We start from the raw sequence: 21251 nt of genomic DNA, 5'->3' as shown, positions 1-21251 counted from the left end.
CCAACCGTCACTCAGGGATGGCAGAATAAGGAATCACAATGGAACGCATCACCATCGACGTTGTCTCTGATGTCGTCTGCCCCTGGTGCTATCTCGGCAAGGCGCGGCTGGAGCTGGCGGTCGCCGAGGTGCAGGATGAGGTCGGCGTCGATATCAACTGGCGCCCCTATCGCCTCAATCCGGATTATCCGCCCGAAGGCGTCGACCAGAAGAAGATGCTGGAACAGAAGCTCGGCGGGGCCGAACGCGTGGCTGAGGCACATAAGATGCTGACCAAGTACGGCCGCGAGGTCGGCATCAACTTCAATTTTGAAGCGATCAAAATCGGCCCGAACACGCTCGATGCGCATCGCCTGATCCATTGGGCTGTTGTCGAGGACCGGCAGAAGCAGGAGGCCGTCGTCTCGGCGCTCTTCAAGGCCAATTTCGAGGAAGGCCGCAATGTCGGCGATCACGAAGTGCTGCTCGATATCGCCGAGAAGGCTGGCCTGCAGCGCTCCGTCATTGCCGCCTTGCTCGCTTCGGACGCCGACCGCGGCGTCATTCTCTCGGAAATCGACGCGGCGCAGCGCATGGGCGTCAACGGCGTGCCGTTCTTCATCTTCGACCAGCAATATGCCGTCAGCGGCGCGCAGACGCCGGATGTGCTGGCAGGAGCGCTGCGCGAGATCGCCAAGGCGAAGGCCGAAGCACGCGTCGGCATGAACTGACGCCCGTCACCATCGACCAACTGAACGTACCGTTGGGGGCGGTCCGATTTGGCCGGGCTGCCCTTAGCTTTTGGCCAACTCCGCAAGCTGCGTCATGACGACGGCCGCACCCTGCAGGCGCTTTTCGGGGGTCGGCAGGTCACGCGTCAGGAACAGGCTGTGGTCGGGGCGGATCTTCGCCATCGCGCCCTGCTTGCCGATATAGCCGACCAGATTGGCGGGGTTGGGGAATTCCTTGTTGCGGAACTGCACGACGACGCCCTTCGGGCCGGCATCGAGCTTCTCGACATTGGCCGTGCGGCAAAGCGACTTGATATAGACGATCTTCAGCAGGTGCTGGACCTCTACCGGCATCGGGCCAAAGCGGTCGATCATCTCGGCACCGAAGCCATCGATCTCCTTGAGATCGGTGAGTTCGCCGAGCCGGCGGTAGAGCGCCATGCGCAGATGCAGGTCGGGCACGTAACCTTCCGGGATCATCACGGTCGTGCCGACGGATATCTGCGGCGACCAGCCGGTATCCTGGATCTCGTCGACACCCTTCACCTCGGCGACCGCCTCTTCCAGCATCTGCTGATACAGCTCGAAGCCGACTTCCTTGATGTGGCCGGACTGCTCCTCGCCAAGCAGGTTGCCGGCACCTCTGATATCGAGGTCGTGGCTTGCCAGCTGGAAGCCGGCGCCGAGCGTGTCCAGCGACTGCAGCACCTTGAGGCGGCGCTCGGCAGTTGCCGTCAGCACCTTGTTGACCGGCAGCGTGAAGAGCGCGAAGGCGCGCACCTTCGAGCGGCCGACGCGGCCGCGCAGCTGGTAGAGCTGGGCAAGGCCGAACATGTCGGCGCGGTGGACGATCAGCGTGTTTGCGGTCGGCACATCGAGGCCGGATTCGACGATGGTGGTCGAGAGCAATACGTCGTAGCGACCTTCATAAAAGGCATTCATGATGTCTTCCAGCTCGCCGGCCGGCATCTGGCCGTGGGCGACGGCGACCTTCAGCTCCGGCACATCGGACTGCAGGAAGGCGTGCACATCCGCAAGATCGGCAAGACGCGGGCAAACGTAGAAGCTCTGGCCACCACGATAATGCTCGCGCATCAGCGTTTCGCGGATCACGAGGCTGTCGAAGGGCGAAATGAAGGTGCGCACCGCCATGCGGTCTACCGGTGGCGTGGTGATGAGCGACAGTTCGCGCACCCCGGTCATGGCAAGCTGCAGCGTGCGCGGGATTGGCGTTGCCGAGAGCGTCAGCACATGCACGTCGCTCTTCAGCTCCTTCAGGCGCTCCTTGTGTTTGACGCCGAAATGCTGTTCTTCGTCGATAATCAACAGGCCGAGATTGGCGAAGTTGATGCCGGCGCCGAGCAGCGCATGGGTGCCGACGACGATATCCGTCTTGCCGTCGGCCACTTCCTTTTTCGTGAGCGCCAACTCCTTGGAGCCAACGAGGCGCGAGGCCTGCTGGATGCGGATCGGCAGACCACGGAAGCGCTCTGAGAAGGTCTTGAAATGCTGGCGGGAGAGCAGCGTGGTCGGAACGACGACGGCGACCTGCACACCGTTCATGGCAGCGACGAAGGCGGCGCGCAGTGCAACTTCGGTCTTGCCGAAACCGACGTCACCGCAGACGAGGCGGTCCATCGGACGACCGGCGCCGAGATCGCCGCGCACGGCTTCGATGGCGTTTTCCTGATCTTCCGTTTCGTCATAGGGGAAACGGGCGGCGAATTCGTCGTAGAGTCCTTCCGGGGTCGTCAGTACCGGCGCGTGGCGCGTCAGGCGCTCGGCAGCGATGCGGATCAGCGCATCGGCCATATCCAGCAGCCGCTTCTTGAGCTTGGCCTTGCGCATCTGCCATGCGCCGCCGCCGAGCTTGTCGAGCTGCACCTCTGTGCCCTCGCCGCCGAACCGCGACAGGAGATCGATGTTTTCGACCGGCAGGAAGAGCTTGGCATCGTCGGCGTATTGCAGTTCGAGGCAGGCATGCGGCGCACCGGCCGCCTCGATGGTGCGCAGGCCGACAAACCGGCCGATGCCGTGTTCGGCGTGGACGACGATCGATCCTTCGTCTAGGCCGGCGACTTCGGAGATGAAATCGGCCGCGCGCTTGCGCCGTCGGGAGCGGCGCACCATGCGATCGCCGAGAATATCCTGTTCGCCGACGACAATCAGATCACCGGTCTCGAAACCGGATTCCAAGCTGAGCACGGCCGCCGCCGCCTCACCCTTTGCGAGGCCCGCGACATCCTTCAACGCGGCGATCGGCTTGATGCGTTCCAGGCCGTGTTCGTTCAGCACCTGCAGCAGGCGCTCGAGCGAACCCTCGGTCCAGGCCGTGATGACGACCTTCGCGCCGCCGGCGCGCTTATCGGCGATATGTTTGACGACGACGTCGAAGACGTTGACGCGCTCCGCATCGCCGCCGCCTTCGGCATTGGAGCGCGCCCAGCGCGGTCCCTGGCGTGCATCGAGATTGACGACGCGGCGCGCCTCACCTTCATGTTCGTTGAAGGGCGAAACACGGATCGCGTTGATCGCATCGAGCGTGCGGACAAAGGTCTTGCTGTCGAGATAAAGCTGACCGGGCGAAACCGGCTTATAGGGTGTGCCCTGCGCCATCTGGCTCTTGCCCGGCTGGCCGGAGTTCAAGCGGGCATCGTAATAGTCGTAGATGAGTTTGGAGCGCTCTTCGGCCGCTTCGCGCACCGTATGATCGGTGACGACGCGGAAACCGGAGAGGTAATCAAACACCGTATCCAGCTTCTCGTAGAACAGCGGCAGCCAGTGCTCCATGCCGGGATAGCGGCGACCCTCTGAGACGGCGAGGTAAAGCGCATCGTCGCGCGTGGCGGCGCCGAAGGTGGAGAGGTAATTCTTGCGGAAACGGCTGATCGTATCCGGCGTCAGCGTTACCTCGCTCATCGGGTTGAGATGAAGGGAGCGGACCTGTCCGATCGTGCGCTGGCTGGCCGGGTCGAAGCTGCGGATACTCTCCAGCGTGTCGCCGAAGAAATCGAGACGGACGGGCTCTTCCGAGCCAGGGACAAAGACATCGAGAATGCCGCCGCGCACGGCATATTCGCCGACCTCGCGCACGGTTGCGACGCGCTCGAAGCCGTTGCGCTCCAGCCGGCCGGCAATATCATCCATCCGCACCTGATTGCCGGGGCGAGCCGAGAAAGCCAGGCTTTCGATGATGTCCTGCGGCGCTACTTTCTGCAGCAGGGCATTGACGGTCACGAGCACGATTGCCGCATGCGGCTTCTTGTGATGTGCGATCAGACCCGAAAGGGCAGCGAGACGCCGTGCCGATGTATCGGCGCTCGGCGAGACGCGGTCATAGGGAAGACAGTCCCAGGCGGGCAGCGTCAGGACGGGAATATCGGGGGCAACGAAGCCCAGCATCTGCTCCAGATCGGCCATGCGCTGACCGTCCGACAGGACATAGGCGACCGGCTCACCATTGCGGGCGAGTTCGGCAAGCAGCAGCGGCTCCATGCCCGCAGGCACGTTGCCGATCGTCAGCGGCTCGGCGGCAGCTGCGAGCTTTTTGGCATCAAAACCAGGGATCATTCCGGTTTCCTGGGCAGGTCGAAATCGGGTTTGTAGGCGGCGATGCGGGCAAACATGGGTGTCCGTAAATGCTCGGGGGTCGGCCAGGTTCCCATGATCCAGCGCACGAGGTCGTTATCCTCTTCGCCCATGATCGCCTCGAACTCGTCGAGTTCGGCTTCGCTCATGGTGGGAAGTTCGTTTTCAGCAAACTGACCGAAGACAAGGTCCATCTCTCTGATACCGCGGTGCCAGCAGCGGAACAGAATCCGGCGGCGGCGGGGGTCGAGACCGGCGCTCGTGAGCGTTACACCTGTCATGGCATCACCTTCCTTGTTGATGCGCCTCTATAGACCCTCGAAAGCGGCTTGTCAGCCTTGCCAAGGCCCTATTGTTCATCGCATTTTGGCGCCCATGCGCCCCGCCATTCTCGATCCGCTGTTTTCTCCCGTCTCGGGCCTTCCAGGCGTCGGCCCGAAGATCTCGGAGCTCTTCGTCAAGCTGCTCGGACGCGAGACGCCCGAGGATTGCCGAGTCATCGACCTGCTGTTCCATGCGCCCCATTCGCTGATCGACCGGCGCAACCAGCCGGGGATCGCCCGCGCGCCGCAAGGCGCGATCGTGACGATTACGGCGCGTGTGGACAGGCATCAGGCGCCACCGCGCGGCAATCGCAACGTTCCCTACCGGGTCTTCCTGCATGACGAGACCGGCGAGCTATCGCTCGTCTTCTTCCGCGGACAGGCCGCCTGGCTGGAGAAACAGCTTCCGATCGACGAGGACGTAACGGTCAGCGGCAAGGTCGACTGGTTCAACGGCCGCGCTTCGATGGTTCACCCCGACTATATCGTGAAGGCAAGCGAGGGTGAGAACCTACCGCTGGTCGAGCCGATCTATCCGCTGACGGCGGGGCTTTCGCCGAAGACGCTGCGCAAGATCATCGAGGCGGCGCTGCCGCGCATGCCGGAATTGCCGGAATGGATCGATCTTTCGCTGGCGCAGAAGCAGGGGTTGCCCTCTATCCGCGACAGTTTCCATATGCTGCACGAGCCGCGAGACACTTCTGACATAGATCCGCAGACCCCTGCCCGTCGCAGGCTTGCCTATGACGAATTTCTGGCCGGCCAGCTATCGCTTGCGCTGGTGCGCCAACGGCTGCGCAAAGTGGCTGGACAACCCGTACACGCTACTGGAGAAGTCAGCGGCAAGATATTGCAAAGCCTTCCTTTTTCTCCGACGTGCAGCCAGACCGAGGCTGTTGCCGACGTCCTGAGGGACATGGCTGGCGATGAACGCATGCTGCGGCTTCTCCAGGGCGATGTCGGTTCCGGCAAGACGCTGGTTGCGCTGCTGTCGATGGCTGCTGTCATCGAGAGCGGCGGACAGGCCGTGCTGATGGCGCCGACCGAAATCCTCGCGCGCCAGCATCATGCAACGATCTCGAAATTTGCTGATACGGCGGGCCTTGGCGTCGAAGTGCTGACGGGCCGAACCAAGGGCCGTGAGCGAGAGGATATTCTCGAGCGCATTGCGTCGGGCGAAGCGCAGATCATCATCGGCACGCATGCGCTCTTCCAGGATAGCGTCAACTATAAGAACCTGATGCTGGCTGTCGTCGACGAGCAGCACCGTTTCGGCGTGCACCAACGCCTGCGGCTGACGGCAAAGGGCATCTCGCCGCATATGCTGGTCATGACGGCAACACCGATCCCACGCACGCTGGTGCTGGCAGCCTTCGGCGACATGGATGTCTCCAAGCTGATGGAGAAGCCGGCGGGTCGAAAGCCGATCCAGACGATCACAGTTCCGACCGAGCGGACCGGTGAGATCGTCGGCCGCCTCAAGAGCGCGCTGGCGGAAGGCAAGAAGGCCTACTGGATCTGCCCGTTGGTCGAGGAATCCGAAGAGCTGGATCTGATGTCGGTTGAGGAGCGGCATGCGACGCTCGTTTCGGCACTCGGTCCCGGCATCGGCCTCATTCACGGGCGGATGAGCGGACCGGAGAAAGATGCGGTCATGCTCGCCTTCAAGAGCGGCGAATTACGGTTGCTGGTGGCGACGACCGTCGTCGAAGTCGGCGTCGACGTGCCGGATGCGACGATCATGGTGATCGAACATGCCGAGCGTTTTGGCCTGGCGCAGCTGCATCAGCTTCGCGGTCGTGTCGGCCGTGGCGACGAGGCTTCCACCTGCATCCTGCTTTATAAGGGGCCGCTCGGTGAAACAGGCCATGCGCGGCTTTCGATCATGCGCGAGACCGAGGACGGCTTCCGGATTGCCGAGGAGGATCTGAAGCTCAGAGGCGAAGGCGAGCTTCTCGGCACACGTCAGTCAGGCACGCCGGGGTTTCGTATCGCCAGTATCGAGGCGCATGCCGATCTCTTGGAAATCGCCCGCAAGGACGCCGCCTATCTGATCGAGCGCGATCCGGACCTGACGAGCGAACGCGGCGAGGCAGTGCGCACCCTGCTCTACCTCTTCCGCCGCGACGAAGCGATCCGCTTCCTGCGAGCTGGCTAGTCGACCTTGGAGATCGCTTTCGGCTTGGGACGCACGACCGGCAGATGTTCCGGGGCAACGAGGCCGCCCGATATCAGGAACTTGGCGGCATCTTCCGGGCTCATATCGAGCATGACGATCTTCTCGCGCGGCACGAAGATGAGGAAGCCCGCCGTCGGCACCGGCGTCGGCGGCAGGAAGACGGCGACCATATCCTGTCCCATTGCATTGAACTTCGAACCGATCTCGCCCTTGGCATCGGTGGCGACAAAGACCAGCGCCCAGAGGCCCGGTCCCGGATATTCAATGAGGCCAACCTTCTTGAAGGAGTTCGACTGTTCCTTCAGCACCGTTTCGAAGATCTGCTTGACGCTCCTATAGACGGTACGCACCAGCGGCATGCGATGCACGATGGATTCGCCGAAGCGGACAATGCTCTGGCCGATAAGGTTCTTGCCGAGGAATCCAACGATGGTGATCAGCACCACGGCAATCAACAGACCGAAACCAGGAATGGCGAAGTTTATGTAGCTCTCGGGATTCCAGCGCGCCGGGATATAGGGCCGCACCCAGCTATCCGACCAATGGATGAAGGTCCAGGTCAGCCAAATGGTGATCGCGATCGGTGCGCAGATGATAAGTCCGGCGAGAAAATTATTCCTCAGCCGCATCGCGACCGGCACTCGGGGAGCCTTCTCGGTCATCTTTTCTGATGAACTCCGTTTCAGTCTTCAGACAGGCCGACGAACCAGCCTTCCCCCTGTGTCCGCAGGCTCAAAACTGCCAGAATTCGCCTTATCGCACAACATGTTTCAACCCTGAAAGCTTACTCCACAGTCACCGATTTCGCGAGATTGCGCGGCTGGTCCACGTCCGTGCCCATGAAGACTGCCGTGTGATAGGCAAGCAGCTGGATCGGCAGCGAAAAGATCATTGGCGAGATGATCTCATCGACGTTCGGAAGCGTGATCGTCGCCATCGTGGGCAGCTTCGAGGCGGCTGTACCATTCTCGTCGGTGATGAAGACGATGCGGCCGCCACGAGCTGCGACTTCCTGCATGTTGGACACGGTCTTTTCGAAGAAACGGTCATAGGGCGCGATGACGATGACGGGCATATTTTCGTCGATCAATGCGATCGGTCCGTGCTTCAACTCACCGGCAGCATAACCTTCGGCGTGAATATAGGAGATTTCCTTGAGCTTCAGCGCGCCTTCCATGGCGAGCGGGAAGCTGGTGCCGCGGCCGAGATAGAGCACGTCCTTGCACTTGGAGAGTTCGCGCGACAGGCCTTCCATTTGCGGCTGGATGAGATTGAGGACGCGGCTCATGATGCGCGGCATTTCCGCAAGATGGCGTACCATCGCCTTCTCGTCGTCGGCGCTGATGGTGCCGCGCGCACGGCCGGCACCGATCGCCAGCGAGGCAAGCACGGCAAGCTGGCAGGTGAAGGCCTTGGTGGAGGCAACGCCGATTTCCGGGCCGGCCATGATCGGGAAGACGGCATCGGCTTCGCGGGCAATGGTCGATTCCCGGACGTTAACGACGGCGCCGATCTTCAGGCCGTTTTCCTTGCAATAGCGCAGCGAGGCCAGCGTATCGGCGGTTTCACCCGACTGCGAGATGAAGAGAGCTGCCTGCGAAGGCTGCAGCGGCATTTCGCGGTAGCGGAACTCCGAGGCGACGTCGATTTCGACCGGCAGGCGCGCATATCGTTCGAACCAGTATTTGCCGATCAAGCCGGCAAGATATGCAGTGCCGCAGGCCGAAATGGCAAGACCGGTCACTGCCTTGAAATCGATGGCGGATGCATTCGGACTGATCGTATTGGCAGCGAAATCCACATAGTGACTAAGCGCGTGGGAGATGACCTCCGGCTGCTCGTAGATTTCCTTTTCCATGAAGTGGCGGTGATTGCCCTTGTCTACGACATAGGCGGTCGCCTGAGAGATCTGCCGCGGGCGCTTGACCACCTTGCCGGAGAAATCGAGCACGGTCGCGCTATCGCGGGTGATTATGGCCCAATCACCGTCGACAAGATAGGTGATCTCATTGGTGAAGGGCGACAGCGCGATGGCATCCGATCCCAGGAACATCTCGCCCCTGCCATAACCGATGGCAAGCGGCGGGCCGGAGCGGGCGGCCATGATCGTGTCGGGGTCGCTCTTCAGCATGACGGCAAGCGCGTAGGCGCCGGTGACGCGGTTCAGCATCTTCAGCATCGCTTCGCGCGGCGACAGGCCTTCGCGCAGATATTTCGCCATGAGGTGGGCGACGACTTCCGTATCGGTCTGACTTTGAAAGGCAGCGCCTTCGTGGCTCAGTTCATCGCGCAGTTCGGAGAAGTTTTCGATGATGCCGTTATGGACCACCGCAACACCCTCGACGAAATGCGGGTGAGCGTTGGTCTCGTTCGGCACGCCATGGGTTGCCCAACGCGTGTGGGCAATGCCGGTCGTTCCCGGAAGCGGCTCGCTGTCGAGGCGCTTCTCCAGATTGAAGAGCTTGCCCTCGGCGCGGCGGCGATCCATCACGCCCTCATGGATCGTGGCGACACCGGCGGAATCGTAACCGCGATATTCCAGCCGCTTCAGCGCATCAACGAGACGGCCCGCAACCGGCGCATTTCCAACGATCCCCACAATTCCGCACATGCAAACGTCCCTCGGCCTTCAATCCTGAGGCCACTCCTAGCGATTCTCGCTTATTTCTCAATTGGTACGGCGGTCACTTTCGGTTTCCGCCGGTTACGGAAGGAGGCTCAGGCCTTGGCCTTCTTCGCCGCCTTGATGGCGAGCGCCCGTTCGCGCAGAAGTCTGGCCCGCTCGGGCTTGATTTCCTGCCGAGCGCGGCCGAAGGCGAGCGCCTCGGCTGGCACATCTGACGTGATGACGCTGCCCGAGGCGATATAGGCGCCATCGCCGATCGACACCGGGGCGACCAGCGAGCTATTCGAGCCGATGAAGGCATCCTTGCCGATGATCGTCTCGAACTTGTTCACCCCGTCATAATTGCAGGTGATCGTACCGGCGCCGATATTGGTGCCTGATCCGATAACGGCGTCGCCGATATAGGTCAGATGGTTGACCTTGGCGCCCTCGCCGATCTTGCCGTTCTTGACCTCGCAGAAATTGCCGACCTTAGAACCGGCCGAGAGATCAGCGCCCGGGCGCAGCCGTGCAAACGGACCGACCATTGCACCTTCGCTCACATGCGCGCCTTCGATATGCGAGAAAGCATGGATCACCGCGCCGCTATCGATGACAGCACCTGGGCCGAAGACGACATTCGGCTCGATCAGCGCATCCTGGCCGATAACGGTATCATAAGAGAGGAAGACCGTTTCCGGGGCGATCATCGTCACACCCGAGAGCATCAATTCACGGCGGCGACGCTCCTGCCAGAAGCGCTCGATACCGGCAAGTTCAGCGCGATTGTTGCAGCCGGTCATTTCGATTTCCGGCGCATCGACAGCAGTGACGCGGCCACCAAGCGAACGGGCGATCTCCACGAGATCGGTCAGATAATATTCGCCCTTGGCATTGCTGTTGCCAATCCGCGACAAAAGGTCGAGGGCCTTGCGGCCATTGATCGCCATCAGGCCGCTATTGCACCACTTGACGGTGCGCTCGGCATCCGTCGCATCCTTTTCCTCGCGGATGGCGATCAACTCGCCGTCCTTGACGAGCAGGCGCCCATAGCCGGTCGGGCGGTCCGTGTGGAAACCGATGACGACGATGTCGCTGCCTTCGGCCAGCGCCTTGCGCGCTTCGAGCAGCGGGCCGGCGGTCTGCAGCGGCACATCGCCATAGGTGACGAGGATATCGTCGTAACCCTCGGCAATCGCCTCACAGGCGGCGAGAACGGCATGGCCGGTGCCGAGGCGCTGCTCCTGTAAATAGGATTGGATCTTCACACCGCCGATATCGGCAGCCTTCGCCACCCTCTCGGCATCGCGGCCGACGACGAGGGCTACGGAGGAAATTCCGGTTGCTGCTACCGCATCGACGACATGGGCGATCATCGGCCGACCGGCCACCTGATGCAGCACCTTGGACTTTGTGGATTTCATTCGCGTGCTGTCACCGGCGGCGAGAATGACGGCAAGGCAGGTGCGTTCCATGGCAGACTCCGAGAATCCATTGCTACTGCATAATTCCTTAAATCAGAATCGATTTAAGGATAAAATTACGCAGCAATTTAAAGTGTTACAGCGTCCTTTGCGCGTCTCAAAAGACGCGCGGCGCTGTAATCGGCTGTTCTGCCGCTCATAGCAGTAAGGCGAGGCTTCAAAAAGACGAAATCGGCAGGGAAACGATGGGCTCGGCAAGCGCTGAGAAGGCTTCGTGGACGTGCTCCCTGCCCTCGACGATGACGTCTTCCATCGCCTTGCGTGCGGCAGCGGCATTGCCTGCGGCGATGGCATCGACGATGCGCATATGGGTCTCGGCGATGTTGGCGAAACCGCTCTGGGATGGCGGAGTGCTCATGCGGAACATGCCGACGAGTGCTGCCTCGATCAGCCCGCCGAGTGTACGCATGAACGGGTTGTGGGAAGCTTCGGACACGGCGAGGTGGAAACGCAGGTCGGCAAGCGCGAGGCTTTCGGACGTGTGGCCGCTTGCAGCCATATCGAGCGCCAGGCCGCGTAGCAATTCGATCTCGGCCGGATTTGCGCGCTCTGCCACGAGGCCGGCGGCGAAGGGTTCGAAAGCGAGGCGGATATCGTAAAGCTGCAGGAGGAATTCTTCACTCACACCATTGGCGAAATGCCAGGATATGATTTCGGTATCGAACATGTTCCAGAAGTTCTTTTCCGTCACACGCGTACCGACGCGCGCCTTTGCAACGACCATGCCCTTGGCGGCGAGCGTCTTCATCGTTTCACGCAACACCGTGCGGGAGACCTTGAAGCGCTGCGCCAGTTCCCCGTCTCCAGGCAGGATCGTGCCGACGGGATAGGTGCCGGCGACGATTCCCTTTCCGAGTTCATCGACGACATGCGCGTGGCTTGTTCGGGTTCTTCGCCCTGCCTTACGGGTTTCAAGCGGTCTGTTGCGCAATACGATACTCCTCCTAGCCATATCTCCTGTTCAGACTGGAAAGGAAAAGGATGGCCTTCTGCATTACCATGAATGCAAAAAGCAGCAAGCCAATCAGGATTTTTGTCCACCAGCTCGACAGCGTACCGTCGAAAGTGATGTAAGTCTGAATGAGCCCCTGGATCAGCAGACCGATGAAGGTCCCTGCCACGAATCCTGCTCCTCCTGTCAGCAGCGTCCCTCCGATGACGACTGCCGCAATGGCATCCAATTCGACGCCCACCGCCGCAAGAGAATATCCTGCTGAGGTGTATAGGGAAAAAACGATTCCGGATAGACCCGCCAGGAAACCCGACAGGGCGTAGATCTGGATCGTCGTGCGCGCTATCGGAACGCCCATCAACTGCGCCGTCTGCACGCCACCGCCCAGCGCATAGACATTCGTCCCGAAGCGGGTGCGATGCGCGATGAATATGCCCGCTGCGAAGACAATCAGCATGATACCGCCGATCAGCGTCAGCCGTCCGCCGCCAGGCAGACGGTAGTAAAGGCTGGTCAGCGTCGAATAATATTCGTGATTGATCGGAATGCTGTCGATCGACAGGACATAGGCCATGCCGCGGGCAAGGAACATGCCGGCAAGCGTCACGATGAACGGCGGCATCTGCAGGAAATGGATGATCATGCCCATGACCGCGCCGAAGGCCGTGGTGATGATGAGAACGATTGCGAAGGCGGCCAGCGGATGAATGCTGGTGTTCTGCAGGATCACGGCCAAGAAGACGCCTGTGAAGGCGATGACGGACCCGATCGACAGATCGATACCGCCGGAGATGATGACGAACGTCATGCCGACGGCGGCGATGCCGAGAAAGGCGTTATCCGTCAGCAGGTTGCCGATGACGCGCGTCGACAGGATGTTCGGATATTGCAGCGTGCAAACCGCATAGGCGAGCACGAAGATGACGATCGTCGCAAGGAGCGGCAAGTATTTGGTATTCATTTGCGCCCCCCTGCGTCCGTCCGGCGGGTCAGGAAGCTGGTCAGCGATTGCATGGCCGGCGACTGGATGACCAGAATGACGATGATGATGATCGCCTTGATGATGAGATTGAACTCCGGCGGAAAGCCGGAAAGCAGAATACCGGTGTTGACCGCCTGGATGATCATTGCACCGATCAGCGAGCCGATGATGCTGAAGCGGCCACCGAGCAGCGAGTTACCACCGACGACCACCGCGAGGATGGCATCGAGTTCCAGCCAGAGGCCGGCATTGTTGGCGTCAGCGCCCTTGATGTCGGCGGCGACGATGATGCCTGCGATGGAAGCGCAGAGGCCGCTCAGCATATAGACCGCCATCAGCAGCACCGGCGTCTGTACGCCTGAGAGCGTGCTCGCGCGTCTGTTGATGCCGATGGCTTCAATCAGCATGCCGAGCGCGGTGCGGCGGACCAGCAGGATGACCAGCAGGGCGACGACCAGCCAGATGACGACGGGCATAGGCAGGAAGGCGAAGGAACCGCTGCCGAGAAAGATCAATCCGTCATCGTTGAAGGTCATGATGGCACCTTCGGTGATGAGCTGGGCAATCCCACGGCCGGCGACCATCAGAACGAGGGTCGCGATGATCGGCTGGATATTGAGGATGGCAACAAGAAAGCCGTTCCAGAAGCCACAGAGCAGACCGATGACAACAGTGAGTGCCAGGGTATAGGCAAGCGAATTGCCTTCGACGATCGACGAGGCTGCAACGGCGCCGCAAATCGCGATGATCGCGCCGACTGAGAGGTCGATGCCTTTGGTGGCGATTACAAGCGTCATGCCGACGGCGAGCAACGCCACGGGTGCGCCGCGATTGAGCACATCGATGATGCTTCCGTAGAGCCGGCCATTTTGAACAATTACATCAAGAAATTGCGGGAAGAAGCTGAAATTCAAAAGAAGAACAACCAAAAGCGCAATCAATTGCGGCGCAAGACGAAAGCCCAGCACCTTCAGCGAGGCAGTCATGCATCCTCCGTTCGTTTGTCGCCCGCAGCAATGGCGTCGACGATACCGGCAGCGGTAATGCGCTCACCGGTCAATTCAGCGATATGTTCGCGGTCGCGCAGCACGATGACGCGCGAGCTGTAGGCAACCAGTTCCTCCAGCTCCGAGGAAATGACGATCAGCGACATGCCCCTGGCGCAAAGCTGCTCGATCAGCTTGATGATCTCGGCATGGGCGCCGACATCGATGCCGCGGGTCGGTTCGTCCAGGATCAGGAAATCCGGATTCGTGGCGAGCCAGCGGGCAAGGATCGCCTTCTGCTGATTGCCGCCGGACAGCAGCCGAATAGGCTTTTCACGGTCGGTCGTGCGGATATCGAGCGCCTTGATATATTCGTCGGCAATCGCATTCTGTTCGGCGCGTGAAAGCGGTCGCGCCCAGCCGCGGCGGGCCTGCAGCGCAAGCGCAATATTCTCTCGGATCGACAGGTCGCCGATAATGCCGTCCGTCTTGCGGTCTTCCGGGCAGAAGCCAAAGCCCTTGCCGATCGCCGTACGAGGACTGGAAAGCGTCACAGGCTTTCCATCGATCCTTGCGACACCGCTATCGGCGCTTTCGATGCCGAAGAGAAGCTCGGCTGTTTCCGTACGCCCCGAGCCAAGAAGCCCTGCGACACCGACGACCTCGCCGACACGGACGTCGAGATCGAAGGGCTTCACCTTTCCCCGCTTTCCGAAACCCTCGAAAGAATATCTGACCTCGCCGGCGGCAATGGTGTGTTCCCTGGCGGCATGCTCTGTCTGGGCGAGCTCGCGCCCGAGCATCATGGCGATCAGGTTCTGGCGCGGCAGTTCGGCTGCCTCATGCGTACCGACAAGCCGGCCATTGCGCAGCACGGTGATGCGGTCGCTGACTGCGTAGACTTGTTCGAGGAAATGCGTAATGAAGACAATACCTAATCCGCGCTTCTTCAAGTCATTTATGATACCGAACAGCATCTCGACTTCATGCGTATCGAGACTTGCCGTTGGTTCGTCGAGGATGAGAACCTTGCCGGAGAGATCGACGGCACGCGCGATCGCCACGATCTGCTGGACAGCGACCGAAAAGCGATCGAGCTGCGCTGTGACATCAATGTCCAGGCCATAGCCTGCCAGAAGCTCACGAGCATTCCTGTTCATGGTCCGGGCATCGATCATGCCGAAGCGCTTCGGCTGGCGGCCGAGGAAGAGGTTTTCCGCAACGCTGAGATTGGCGAGGAGGTTGACCTCCTGGTAGACGGTGCCGATGCCCAGCTTCTGGGCGGCCAGAGTATCGGCCGGATCGATCTCGTGACCTTCCAGCGTCAGGCTTCCGGCATCGCGGCGATAGGCGCCGGTCATACATTTGATGAGCGTCGATTTGCCGGCGCCGTTTTCGCCGAGCAAGGCATGAACCTCGCCACGGCGCAGCGTGAAATCCACCTTGTCCAGGGCGATAGCGCCGGGAAAGAATTTCGATATGGCCGAGGCTGCGAGAATATTCTCGAAATTGTGAACCATGAGGGCTGCTGTTTCCTGATATTGCGCCTTGCGCCTGCGCCAAAACCAGGCATGACGCCCGCCCGGCACCGGCAGTTCCGCACCGGTCCATGATGGACCGGTGCGGCTCCAGGTTCAAATCAGTAGCCCTGACCCTTCTTCTCTTCATAGACCTTCATCGGGTCGTCAGCCGGCGTATAGAGCTTGGACTCGGTCTGGATCCACTTCGGCGGAGCCTTCTTGTCCTTCAGGTATGCTTCGAGCGCATCGAAGGCCGGGCCTGCCATGTTCGGCGTCAGCTCGACCGTTGCATTGGCCTCGCCTTCGGACATGGCCATGAAAATATCGGGCACGGCGTCGATAGAGACGACGAGGATATCTTTGCCCGGCTTCAGGCCAGCTTCCTTGATCGCCTGGATGGCGCCAACCGCCATGTCGTCGTTATGGGCATAAAGAGCGCAGATATCCTTGCCGCCGTTCTCGGCCTTCAGGAAGCTTTCCATGACTTCCTTGCCCTTGGTGCGGGTGAAATCACCGGTCTGGCTGCGGACGATCTTCAGGTTATCGTGGCCGGCAAGGGCCTCTTCGAAGCCCTTCTTGCGAGCGATGGCCGGCGACGAACCGGTCGTGCCCTGCAGCTCGACGACATTGCACTTCTTGTCGCCGACGGTCTTGACCAGGAAGTCGCCGGCGACCTTGCCTTCATGGACCAGGTCGGAGGTAACAGCCGTCAGATAGAGATCGTCAGGAGCCTTGATGGTACGGTCGAGAAGGATGACCGGAATGTTGGCTTCCTTGGCTTCCTTCAGAACGTCGTCCCAGCCGGTTTCGACAACAGGAGCAATGAGAATGGCGTCAACGCCCTGAGCAATGAAGGAGCGCAGAGCCTTGATCTGATTTTCCTGCTTCTGCTGCGCATCGGCAAACTTCAGATCGATACCGCGCTTCTTGGCCTGCTCCTTGGTCACGGTCGTCTCAGCCGCACGCCAGCCCGATTCTGAGCCGATCTGCGAGAAACCGACGGTCAGGCCAGCAGCCGAAGCTGAACCAAACATGCAGGCAGCCAGAATCGTGGCACTCAAAAGTGCAGTCTTTAATTTCATGATTTCCTCTCCCAATGCCGCGTCTCGCGGCGCAGGGTCAAAAAATCATATAGTAATACTTTTGTAAATGAGCATTTTGGTATGCACTGCAGCAAAAAAGGCGCTCCTTTCAGAGCGCCTTTTCGCAACTGCGAGTTACAAACTCTTCTTACTGCGCCGGCAGCTTATCGTCCACGCCTTCGACGTAGAAGTTCATGCCGAGAAGCGTGCCGTCATCAGCCTTTTCGCCGGCTTTCAGCCAGGGCGTGCCGTCCTGCTTGTTGATCGGACCGGTGAAGGGATGCAGTTCGCCGGACTTGATCTTGGCTTCGGTTTCCTCAGCCATCTTCTTCACGTCGTCGGGCATGTTCGTGTATGGCGCCATCTTGAGAATGCCGTCCTTCAAACCGTCCCAGCTCTGCTCGGACTTCCAGGTGCCATCCAGCAGCGCGTGGACGCGCTTGGAGTAGTAGGTGCCCCAGGTGTCCACGATTGCCGTGAGCTGCGCCTTGGGGCCAGCTGCGATCATGTCGGATGCCTGGCCGAAGGCGTGGATGCCGCGCTCTTCGGCAACCTGCATCGGCGCGGTCGTGTCGGTGTGCTGGGTCAGCACGTCGACGCCCTGGTCGATCATGGCCTTGGCGGCGTCGGCTTCCTTGCCCGGGTCGAACCAGGTGTTGACCCAAATGACCTTCAGCTTGAAGCTCGGGTCGATCGACTTGGCGCCCTGCTCGAAGGAGTTGATGCCCATCACGACTTCCGGAATGGGGAAGGAGGCAATGTAGGCAGCGCCGTGGTTCTTCGAGGTCTTGGCGGCGATCTGGCCGAGGATGTAACGGCCTTCATAGAAACGCGAGTTGTAGGTGGCAAGATTCGGGCCGGTCTTGTAACCGGTGCCGTGCTCGAACTTGACGTCCGGGAACTTGGCAGCAACCTTGACCGTCGCGTCCATGAAGCCAAAAGACGTCGTGAAGATCAGCTTGCAGCCGGAGCGGGCAAGGCGCTCGATGGCGCGTTCGGCATCCGGACCTTCCGGAACGTTTTCGAGATAAGGCGTTTCGATCTTGTCTCCGAATTCGGCCTGGACCTGTTGGCGACCCAGATCGTGTGCCTGCGAATAACCGCCGTCGGTGTGAGAACCGACATAGACGAAGCAGACCTTAGTCTTGTCCGCTGCCTCGGCGGCGGAGGAGATGCCGATCACGGCTGCAGCCGATGCGGCAAGTGTGAGTGCGAACTTCTTCATGATGACCCCTGTTGGTTTGAAGATTTTCCGGAAACCCATCTCTCAGTTCTTGTTCTATCGCTCCGGTACGAAGGCTTTTCCAAGCGACGCGGGCGTATTGATCAACGTCGTGCGCCGATTATGAGAAATGATGATGAGAACCACAATAGTCGCGGCGTAGGGCAGCATCGAGAGGAACTGCGAGGGAATGCCGAGACCGAAAGCCTGAGCGTGGAGCTGCAGGATCGTGACCGCCCCAAAGAGATAACCGCCGGCAAAGACCCGCCATGGGCGCCAGGAGGCGAAGACGACAAGCGCCAGCGTGATCCATCCGCGGCCGGCAGACATGTTTTCCGCCCATTGCGGCGTATAGACGAGCGAGAGCTGTGCGCCGGCAAGACCGGCACAGGCGCCGCCGAACATGACAGCCAGATATCGCGTGCGGATGACATGGATGCCAAGCGCATGAGCGGAGCCGTGACTGTCGCCAATCGCTCTGAGCTTCAGCCCGGCACGGCTGCGGAACAGGAACCAGCTCACGCCGAAGACGAGCGCGATCGACAGGTAGAAGATGAAATCCTGCTTGAAGAGAACCGGGCCGACAACAGGAATATCGGAGAGGAACGGAATGACGATCTCCTCCAGCCGGATGCCGGGCACGCTGACATAGGCCTCGCCCAACTGGCCGGACAGACCGAGACCGAGAAGGGTCAGCGCCAGGCCGGTCGCCACCTGGTTTGCAACCAGCGTCAGCGTCAGGAAGGCAAAGAGCGATGAGAAAAGCGCACCGACGACGATGCCGCATATGATGCCGACATAGGGCGAACCCGATATCTGCGCGCCGGCAAAAGCGGCGACCGCACCCATGATCATCATGCCCTCGACGCCGAGATTGAGAACGCCGGAGCGCTCCGTTACGAGTTCGCCGAGTGCTGCGATGACGAGCGGCGTGGAGGCGGTGATAACCGTCAAAAGAATGGCTTCGAAGATGCTCATGCCGCGCCACCCCTTGCCCGCGACCAGAGGATGCGGATTTTGTAATAGATCAGCGTGTCGCAAGAGAGCACGAAGAAGAGGATCAACCCCTGGAAGACGCGTGTGACCTTGTCGGAAACACCGATCGAAAGCTGTGCGGCCTCACCGCCGAGATAAGTCAGCGCCAGCACCAGACCCGAAGCGATGATGCCGAGCGGATTGAGACGACCGAGGAAGGCAACGATGATGGCGGTGAAGCCGTAACCCGGCGAGATCGCCGGCTGCAGATGACCGATCGAGCCCGAGACTTCGCAAATGCCGGCAAGGCCGGCCAGCGCGCCGGAGAAGAGAAAGCTGAACCAGATCATCCTCTTGGATGAAAAGCCCGCAAAGCGCCCTGCCCGTTCCGACTGGCCGAGCACGATGACCTCGAAGCCCTTCAGCGTGAAGCGCATCATGAACCAGACGAGAACAGCCGCGACGATGGCGAAGATGAAACCCCAGTGGGCACGGCCCGATTCTTCCCAGATCGCCGGCACGATCGCCTCCGGCGCAAAATCGCGCGAGACCGGGAAATTGAAGCCCTTCGGATCGCGCCATGCACCGCGTATCAGCCAGTCGAGATAGAGCTGGGCGATATAGACCAGCATCAGCGACGTCAGGATCTCGTTGGTGTTGAAATGCGCCTTCAAGAGCGCCGGAATGGCGGCAAACAGCGCGCCGCCAAGCGCGCCCAGGATAAGCATCAGCGGCAGCACCAGCGGCGAATGCCAGTCGTAGAATATGATCGGGATATAGGAACCGGTGATCGCGCCGATGGTGAACTGGCCTTCAGCGCCGATATTCCAGTTGTTGGAGCGATAACAGACGGCGAGACCAACGCCGATCAGGATCAGCGGGGCTGCCTTGATCGCCAGCTCATGCAGCGACCAGACTTCCAGAAGCGGCTCGACGAAGAAGGCGTCGAGCGCCTCGACCGGATCTTTGCCGAGCATGGCGAACATGATCGCGCCTGCGATCAGCGTCAGGACGAGAGCAAGAAGTGGTGAAATGAAGGCGTAGAGTTTCGAGACCTGCGGGCGCTTTTCAAGCTCAATGCGCATGAACAGCCTCCGCGGCATGCTTGCCTTCATGCAGGCCACCCATCAGCAGACCGATCTTTTCGCGCGTCAATTCGTCAGCCGGATAGGGCCTGGAAAGCCGTCCTTCGGAAATGACGGCGATATCGGTCGCCACTTCGAAGATCTCGTCGAGATCCTGGCTGATGACGACGACGGCCGAACCGGCTTTTGCAAGATCGACAAGGGCCTGGCGGATGCGGCTTGCGGCACCGGCGTCGACGCCCCAGGTCGGCTGATTGACGACGAGAACCGCCGGCTGGCGGTCGAGTTCGCGACCGACGATGAATTTCTGCAGGTTGCCGCCGGAGAGCGAACCCGCGGCGGGATCATCGCCGCTCTTGCGCACGTCCATCGCCTCTGAAATGCGTCGTGCGGCGGATTTCACCGCGCCCTGCCTGATAATGCCGAGGACGCCGAGAAAGGCCTTTCGGTCCGACTGGCTGCGGGCCAGTACCAGATTGTCGGAGAGTTTCATGGCGGAGACGGCCGCATGGCCATGCCGCTCCTCCGGCACGAAGCCGGCACCGAGCAGGCGTCGGGCGGTGATGCCCTGCGTACCGACCGGTTTCTTTCTGATAATGATCGCTTCGGCAGACGACACCGGATATTCGCCGGACAGAGCATCGAAAAGTTCACTCTGTCCGTTGCCGGCCACACCGGCGATTGCGAGGATTTCTCCCGAGCACACCGTCAGGGAAACGTCGCGCAGCGGCATGGCAAAGGGTGTGCGCGCGGAGACGGAGAGGTTCGAGACGGCAAGCTGCACCTCGCCCTTGTCGTTGCGCTCGGGATGGGTAACGGCTGCAACCTCACTGCCCACCATCATGCGGGCGAGAGAAGCGGGCGTCTCCTGTTTGGGATCGCAGGCGCCGGTCACGCGGCCGTGGCGAATGACCGTGGCGCGATCGCAGATACGCTGCACCTCTTCCAGGCGGTGGCTGATATAGAGGACGGAGCGACCCTCTGCACGCAGCTTGAAGAGGGTTTCGAAGAGCCTGTCAGCTTCCTGCGGCGTCAGCACCGAGGTCGGCTCGTCAAGGATGATGAGCTTCGGGTTCTGCAACAGGGCGCGGACGATTTCGATGCGCTGACGTTCTCCGACCGAGAGATCGGCGACATGGGCATGCGGGTCGAGCGGCAGGCCATAGGCCTGCGACAGTGCCCTCGCCTCCTCTGCGATCTTGCCGATCGGGATGCTGTCATCGAGGGAAAGCGCGATATTCTCGGCAACGGTCAGCGCTTCGAAGAGCGAGAAATGCTGGAAGACCATGCCGACGCCGAGCTTGCGGGCCTCGCCCGGCGACGTGATCGTGGCCGGACTGCCCTCCCACAGGATCTGTCCGTCCGTCGGCTCCAGAACGCCGAACAGCATCTTGACCAGTGTGGATTTGCCTGCGCCATTTTCACCGAGAAGCGCATGAATTTCGCCCGGCGCTATATCGAGATCGATTTCATTGCAGGCGGCAAAGCTACCGAAGAATTTGGTCAGCTTCTGCACCGATAACAACGCGCCGGAAGCCGGCACATTCAATGGCGACAC

The 21251-nt window shown here is 60.7% G+C and carries 16 protein-coding genes; 2 read left to right on the top strand and 14 right to left on the bottom strand.

Annotation, left to right across the window (positions count from 1 at the left end):
• Positions 1 to 38 precede the first annotated feature (38 nt).
• Positions 39 to 710 carry a DsbA family oxidoreductase gene (locus tag KQ933_RS07105; protein WP_216757990.1) on the top strand — a complete coding sequence of 224 codons (672 nt, stop codon included), beginning with the start codon at positions 39 to 41 and terminating at the stop codon, positions 708 to 710.
• A 63-nt stretch (positions 711 to 773) separates the two neighbouring features.
• Here the strand turns inward: KQ933_RS07105 and mfd are convergent, their stop codons facing one another.
• Together mfd and KQ933_RS07095 are read right to left on the bottom strand one after the other, a co-directional pair.
• On the bottom strand, positions 774 to 4280 hold the full coding sequence (mfd, locus tag KQ933_RS07100) for a transcription-repair coupling factor (RefSeq protein ID WP_216757989.1): 3507 nt from the start codon (positions 4278 to 4280) through the stop codon (positions 774 to 776).
• Positions 4277 to 4579, bottom strand: coding sequence for a succinate dehydrogenase assembly factor 2 (locus KQ933_RS07095; protein ID WP_216757988.1), 303 nt, complete (start codon positions 4577 to 4579; stop codon positions 4277 to 4279). The genes mfd and KQ933_RS07095 overlap by 4 nt, the downstream gene beginning before the upstream one ends.
• A gap of 94 nt (positions 4580 to 4673) precedes the next feature.
• On the opposite strand from KQ933_RS07095, the gene recG reads away from it, so the two are divergent.
• Positions 4674 to 6779 carry an ATP-dependent DNA helicase RecG gene (gene recG, locus KQ933_RS07090; RefSeq protein WP_216757987.1) on the top strand — a complete coding sequence of 702 codons (2106 nt, stop codon included), beginning with the start codon at positions 4674 to 4676 and terminating at the stop codon, positions 6777 to 6779.
• On the opposite strand, the gene KQ933_RS07085 is transcribed toward recG, so the two are convergent.
• From KQ933_RS07085 to KQ933_RS07030, 12 genes are all read right to left on the bottom strand, one after another.
• Complete coding sequence (locus KQ933_RS07085) at positions 6776 to 7462, bottom strand: DUF502 domain-containing protein (RefSeq protein WP_216757986.1); 687 nt, start codon at positions 7460 to 7462, stop codon at positions 6776 to 6778. The genes recG and KQ933_RS07085 overlap by 4 nt on opposite strands.
• Positions 7463 to 7584: 122 nt before the next feature.
• Positions 7585 to 9411 carry a glutamine--fructose-6-phosphate transaminase (isomerizing) gene (gene glmS, locus KQ933_RS07080; protein ID WP_216757985.1) on the bottom strand — a complete coding sequence of 609 codons (1827 nt, stop codon included), beginning with the start codon at positions 9409 to 9411 and terminating at the stop codon, positions 7585 to 7587.
• Positions 9412 to 9518: 107 nt separating this feature from the next.
• On the bottom strand, positions 9519 to 10880 hold the full coding sequence (glmU, locus tag KQ933_RS07075; RefSeq protein WP_216757984.1) for a bifunctional UDP-N-acetylglucosamine diphosphorylase/glucosamine-1-phosphate N-acetyltransferase GlmU: 1362 nt from the start codon (positions 10878 to 10880) through the stop codon (positions 9519 to 9521).
• A 166-nt stretch (positions 10881 to 11046) separates the two neighbouring features.
• Positions 11047 to 11820 (bottom strand): FadR/GntR family transcriptional regulator, encoded by a 774-nt coding sequence (locus KQ933_RS07070; RefSeq protein ID WP_216757983.1) that lies wholly within the window; start codon positions 11818 to 11820, stop codon positions 11047 to 11049.
• Positions 11821 to 11833: 13 nt separating this feature from the next.
• Complete coding sequence (yjfF, locus tag KQ933_RS07065) at positions 11834 to 12802, bottom strand: galactofuranose ABC transporter, permease protein YjfF (RefSeq protein WP_216757982.1); 969 nt, start codon at positions 12800 to 12802, stop codon at positions 11834 to 11836.
• A complete protein-coding gene (locus KQ933_RS07060) occupies positions 12799 to 13809 on the bottom strand; it encodes an ABC transporter permease (RefSeq protein ID WP_216757981.1) in 1011 nt (336 codons plus the stop codon). Before KQ933_RS07060 ends, yjfF begins: the two co-directional genes overlap by 4 nt.
• A complete protein-coding gene (ytfR, locus tag KQ933_RS07055) occupies positions 13806 to 15329 on the bottom strand; it encodes a galactofuranose ABC transporter, ATP-binding protein YtfR (protein WP_216757980.1) in 1524 nt (507 codons plus the stop codon). Before ytfR ends, KQ933_RS07060 begins: the two co-directional genes overlap by 4 nt.
• Before the next feature lie 119 nt (positions 15330 to 15448).
• Positions 15449 to 16411 (bottom strand): galactofuranose ABC transporter, galactofuranose-binding protein YtfQ, encoded by a 963-nt coding sequence (gene ytfQ, locus KQ933_RS07050; protein ID WP_216757979.1) that lies wholly within the window; start codon positions 16409 to 16411, stop codon positions 15449 to 15451.
• A gap of 148 nt (positions 16412 to 16559) precedes the next feature.
• A complete protein-coding gene (locus KQ933_RS07045) occupies positions 16560 to 17636 on the bottom strand; it encodes a BMP family ABC transporter substrate-binding protein (RefSeq protein WP_216757978.1) in 1077 nt (358 codons plus the stop codon).
• Between the two features lie 54 nt (positions 17637 to 17690).
• Positions 17691 to 18611: an ABC transporter permease gene (locus KQ933_RS07040; protein ID WP_216757977.1), complete on the bottom strand. Its 921-nt coding sequence runs from the start codon at positions 18609 to 18611 to the stop codon at positions 17691 to 17693.
• Positions 18608 to 19693 carry an ABC transporter permease gene (locus tag KQ933_RS07035; protein ID WP_216757976.1) on the bottom strand — a complete coding sequence of 362 codons (1086 nt, stop codon included), beginning with the start codon at positions 19691 to 19693 and terminating at the stop codon, positions 18608 to 18610. Before KQ933_RS07035 ends, KQ933_RS07040 begins: the two co-directional genes overlap by 4 nt.
• A complete protein-coding gene (locus KQ933_RS07030) occupies positions 19683 to 21251 on the bottom strand; it encodes an ABC transporter ATP-binding protein (protein ID WP_216757975.1) in 1569 nt (522 codons plus the stop codon). Before KQ933_RS07030 ends, KQ933_RS07035 begins: the two co-directional genes overlap by 11 nt.

It is taken from the genome of Rhizobium sp. WYJ-E13, from assembly GCF_018987265.1.
In the GTDB taxonomy this organism is placed as follows: domain Bacteria; phylum Pseudomonadota; class Alphaproteobacteria; order Rhizobiales; family Rhizobiaceae; genus Rhizobium.
The sequence above is the reverse complement of the archived record's forward strand: the minus strand, read 5'-3'. Positions and strand labels throughout refer to the sequence as shown.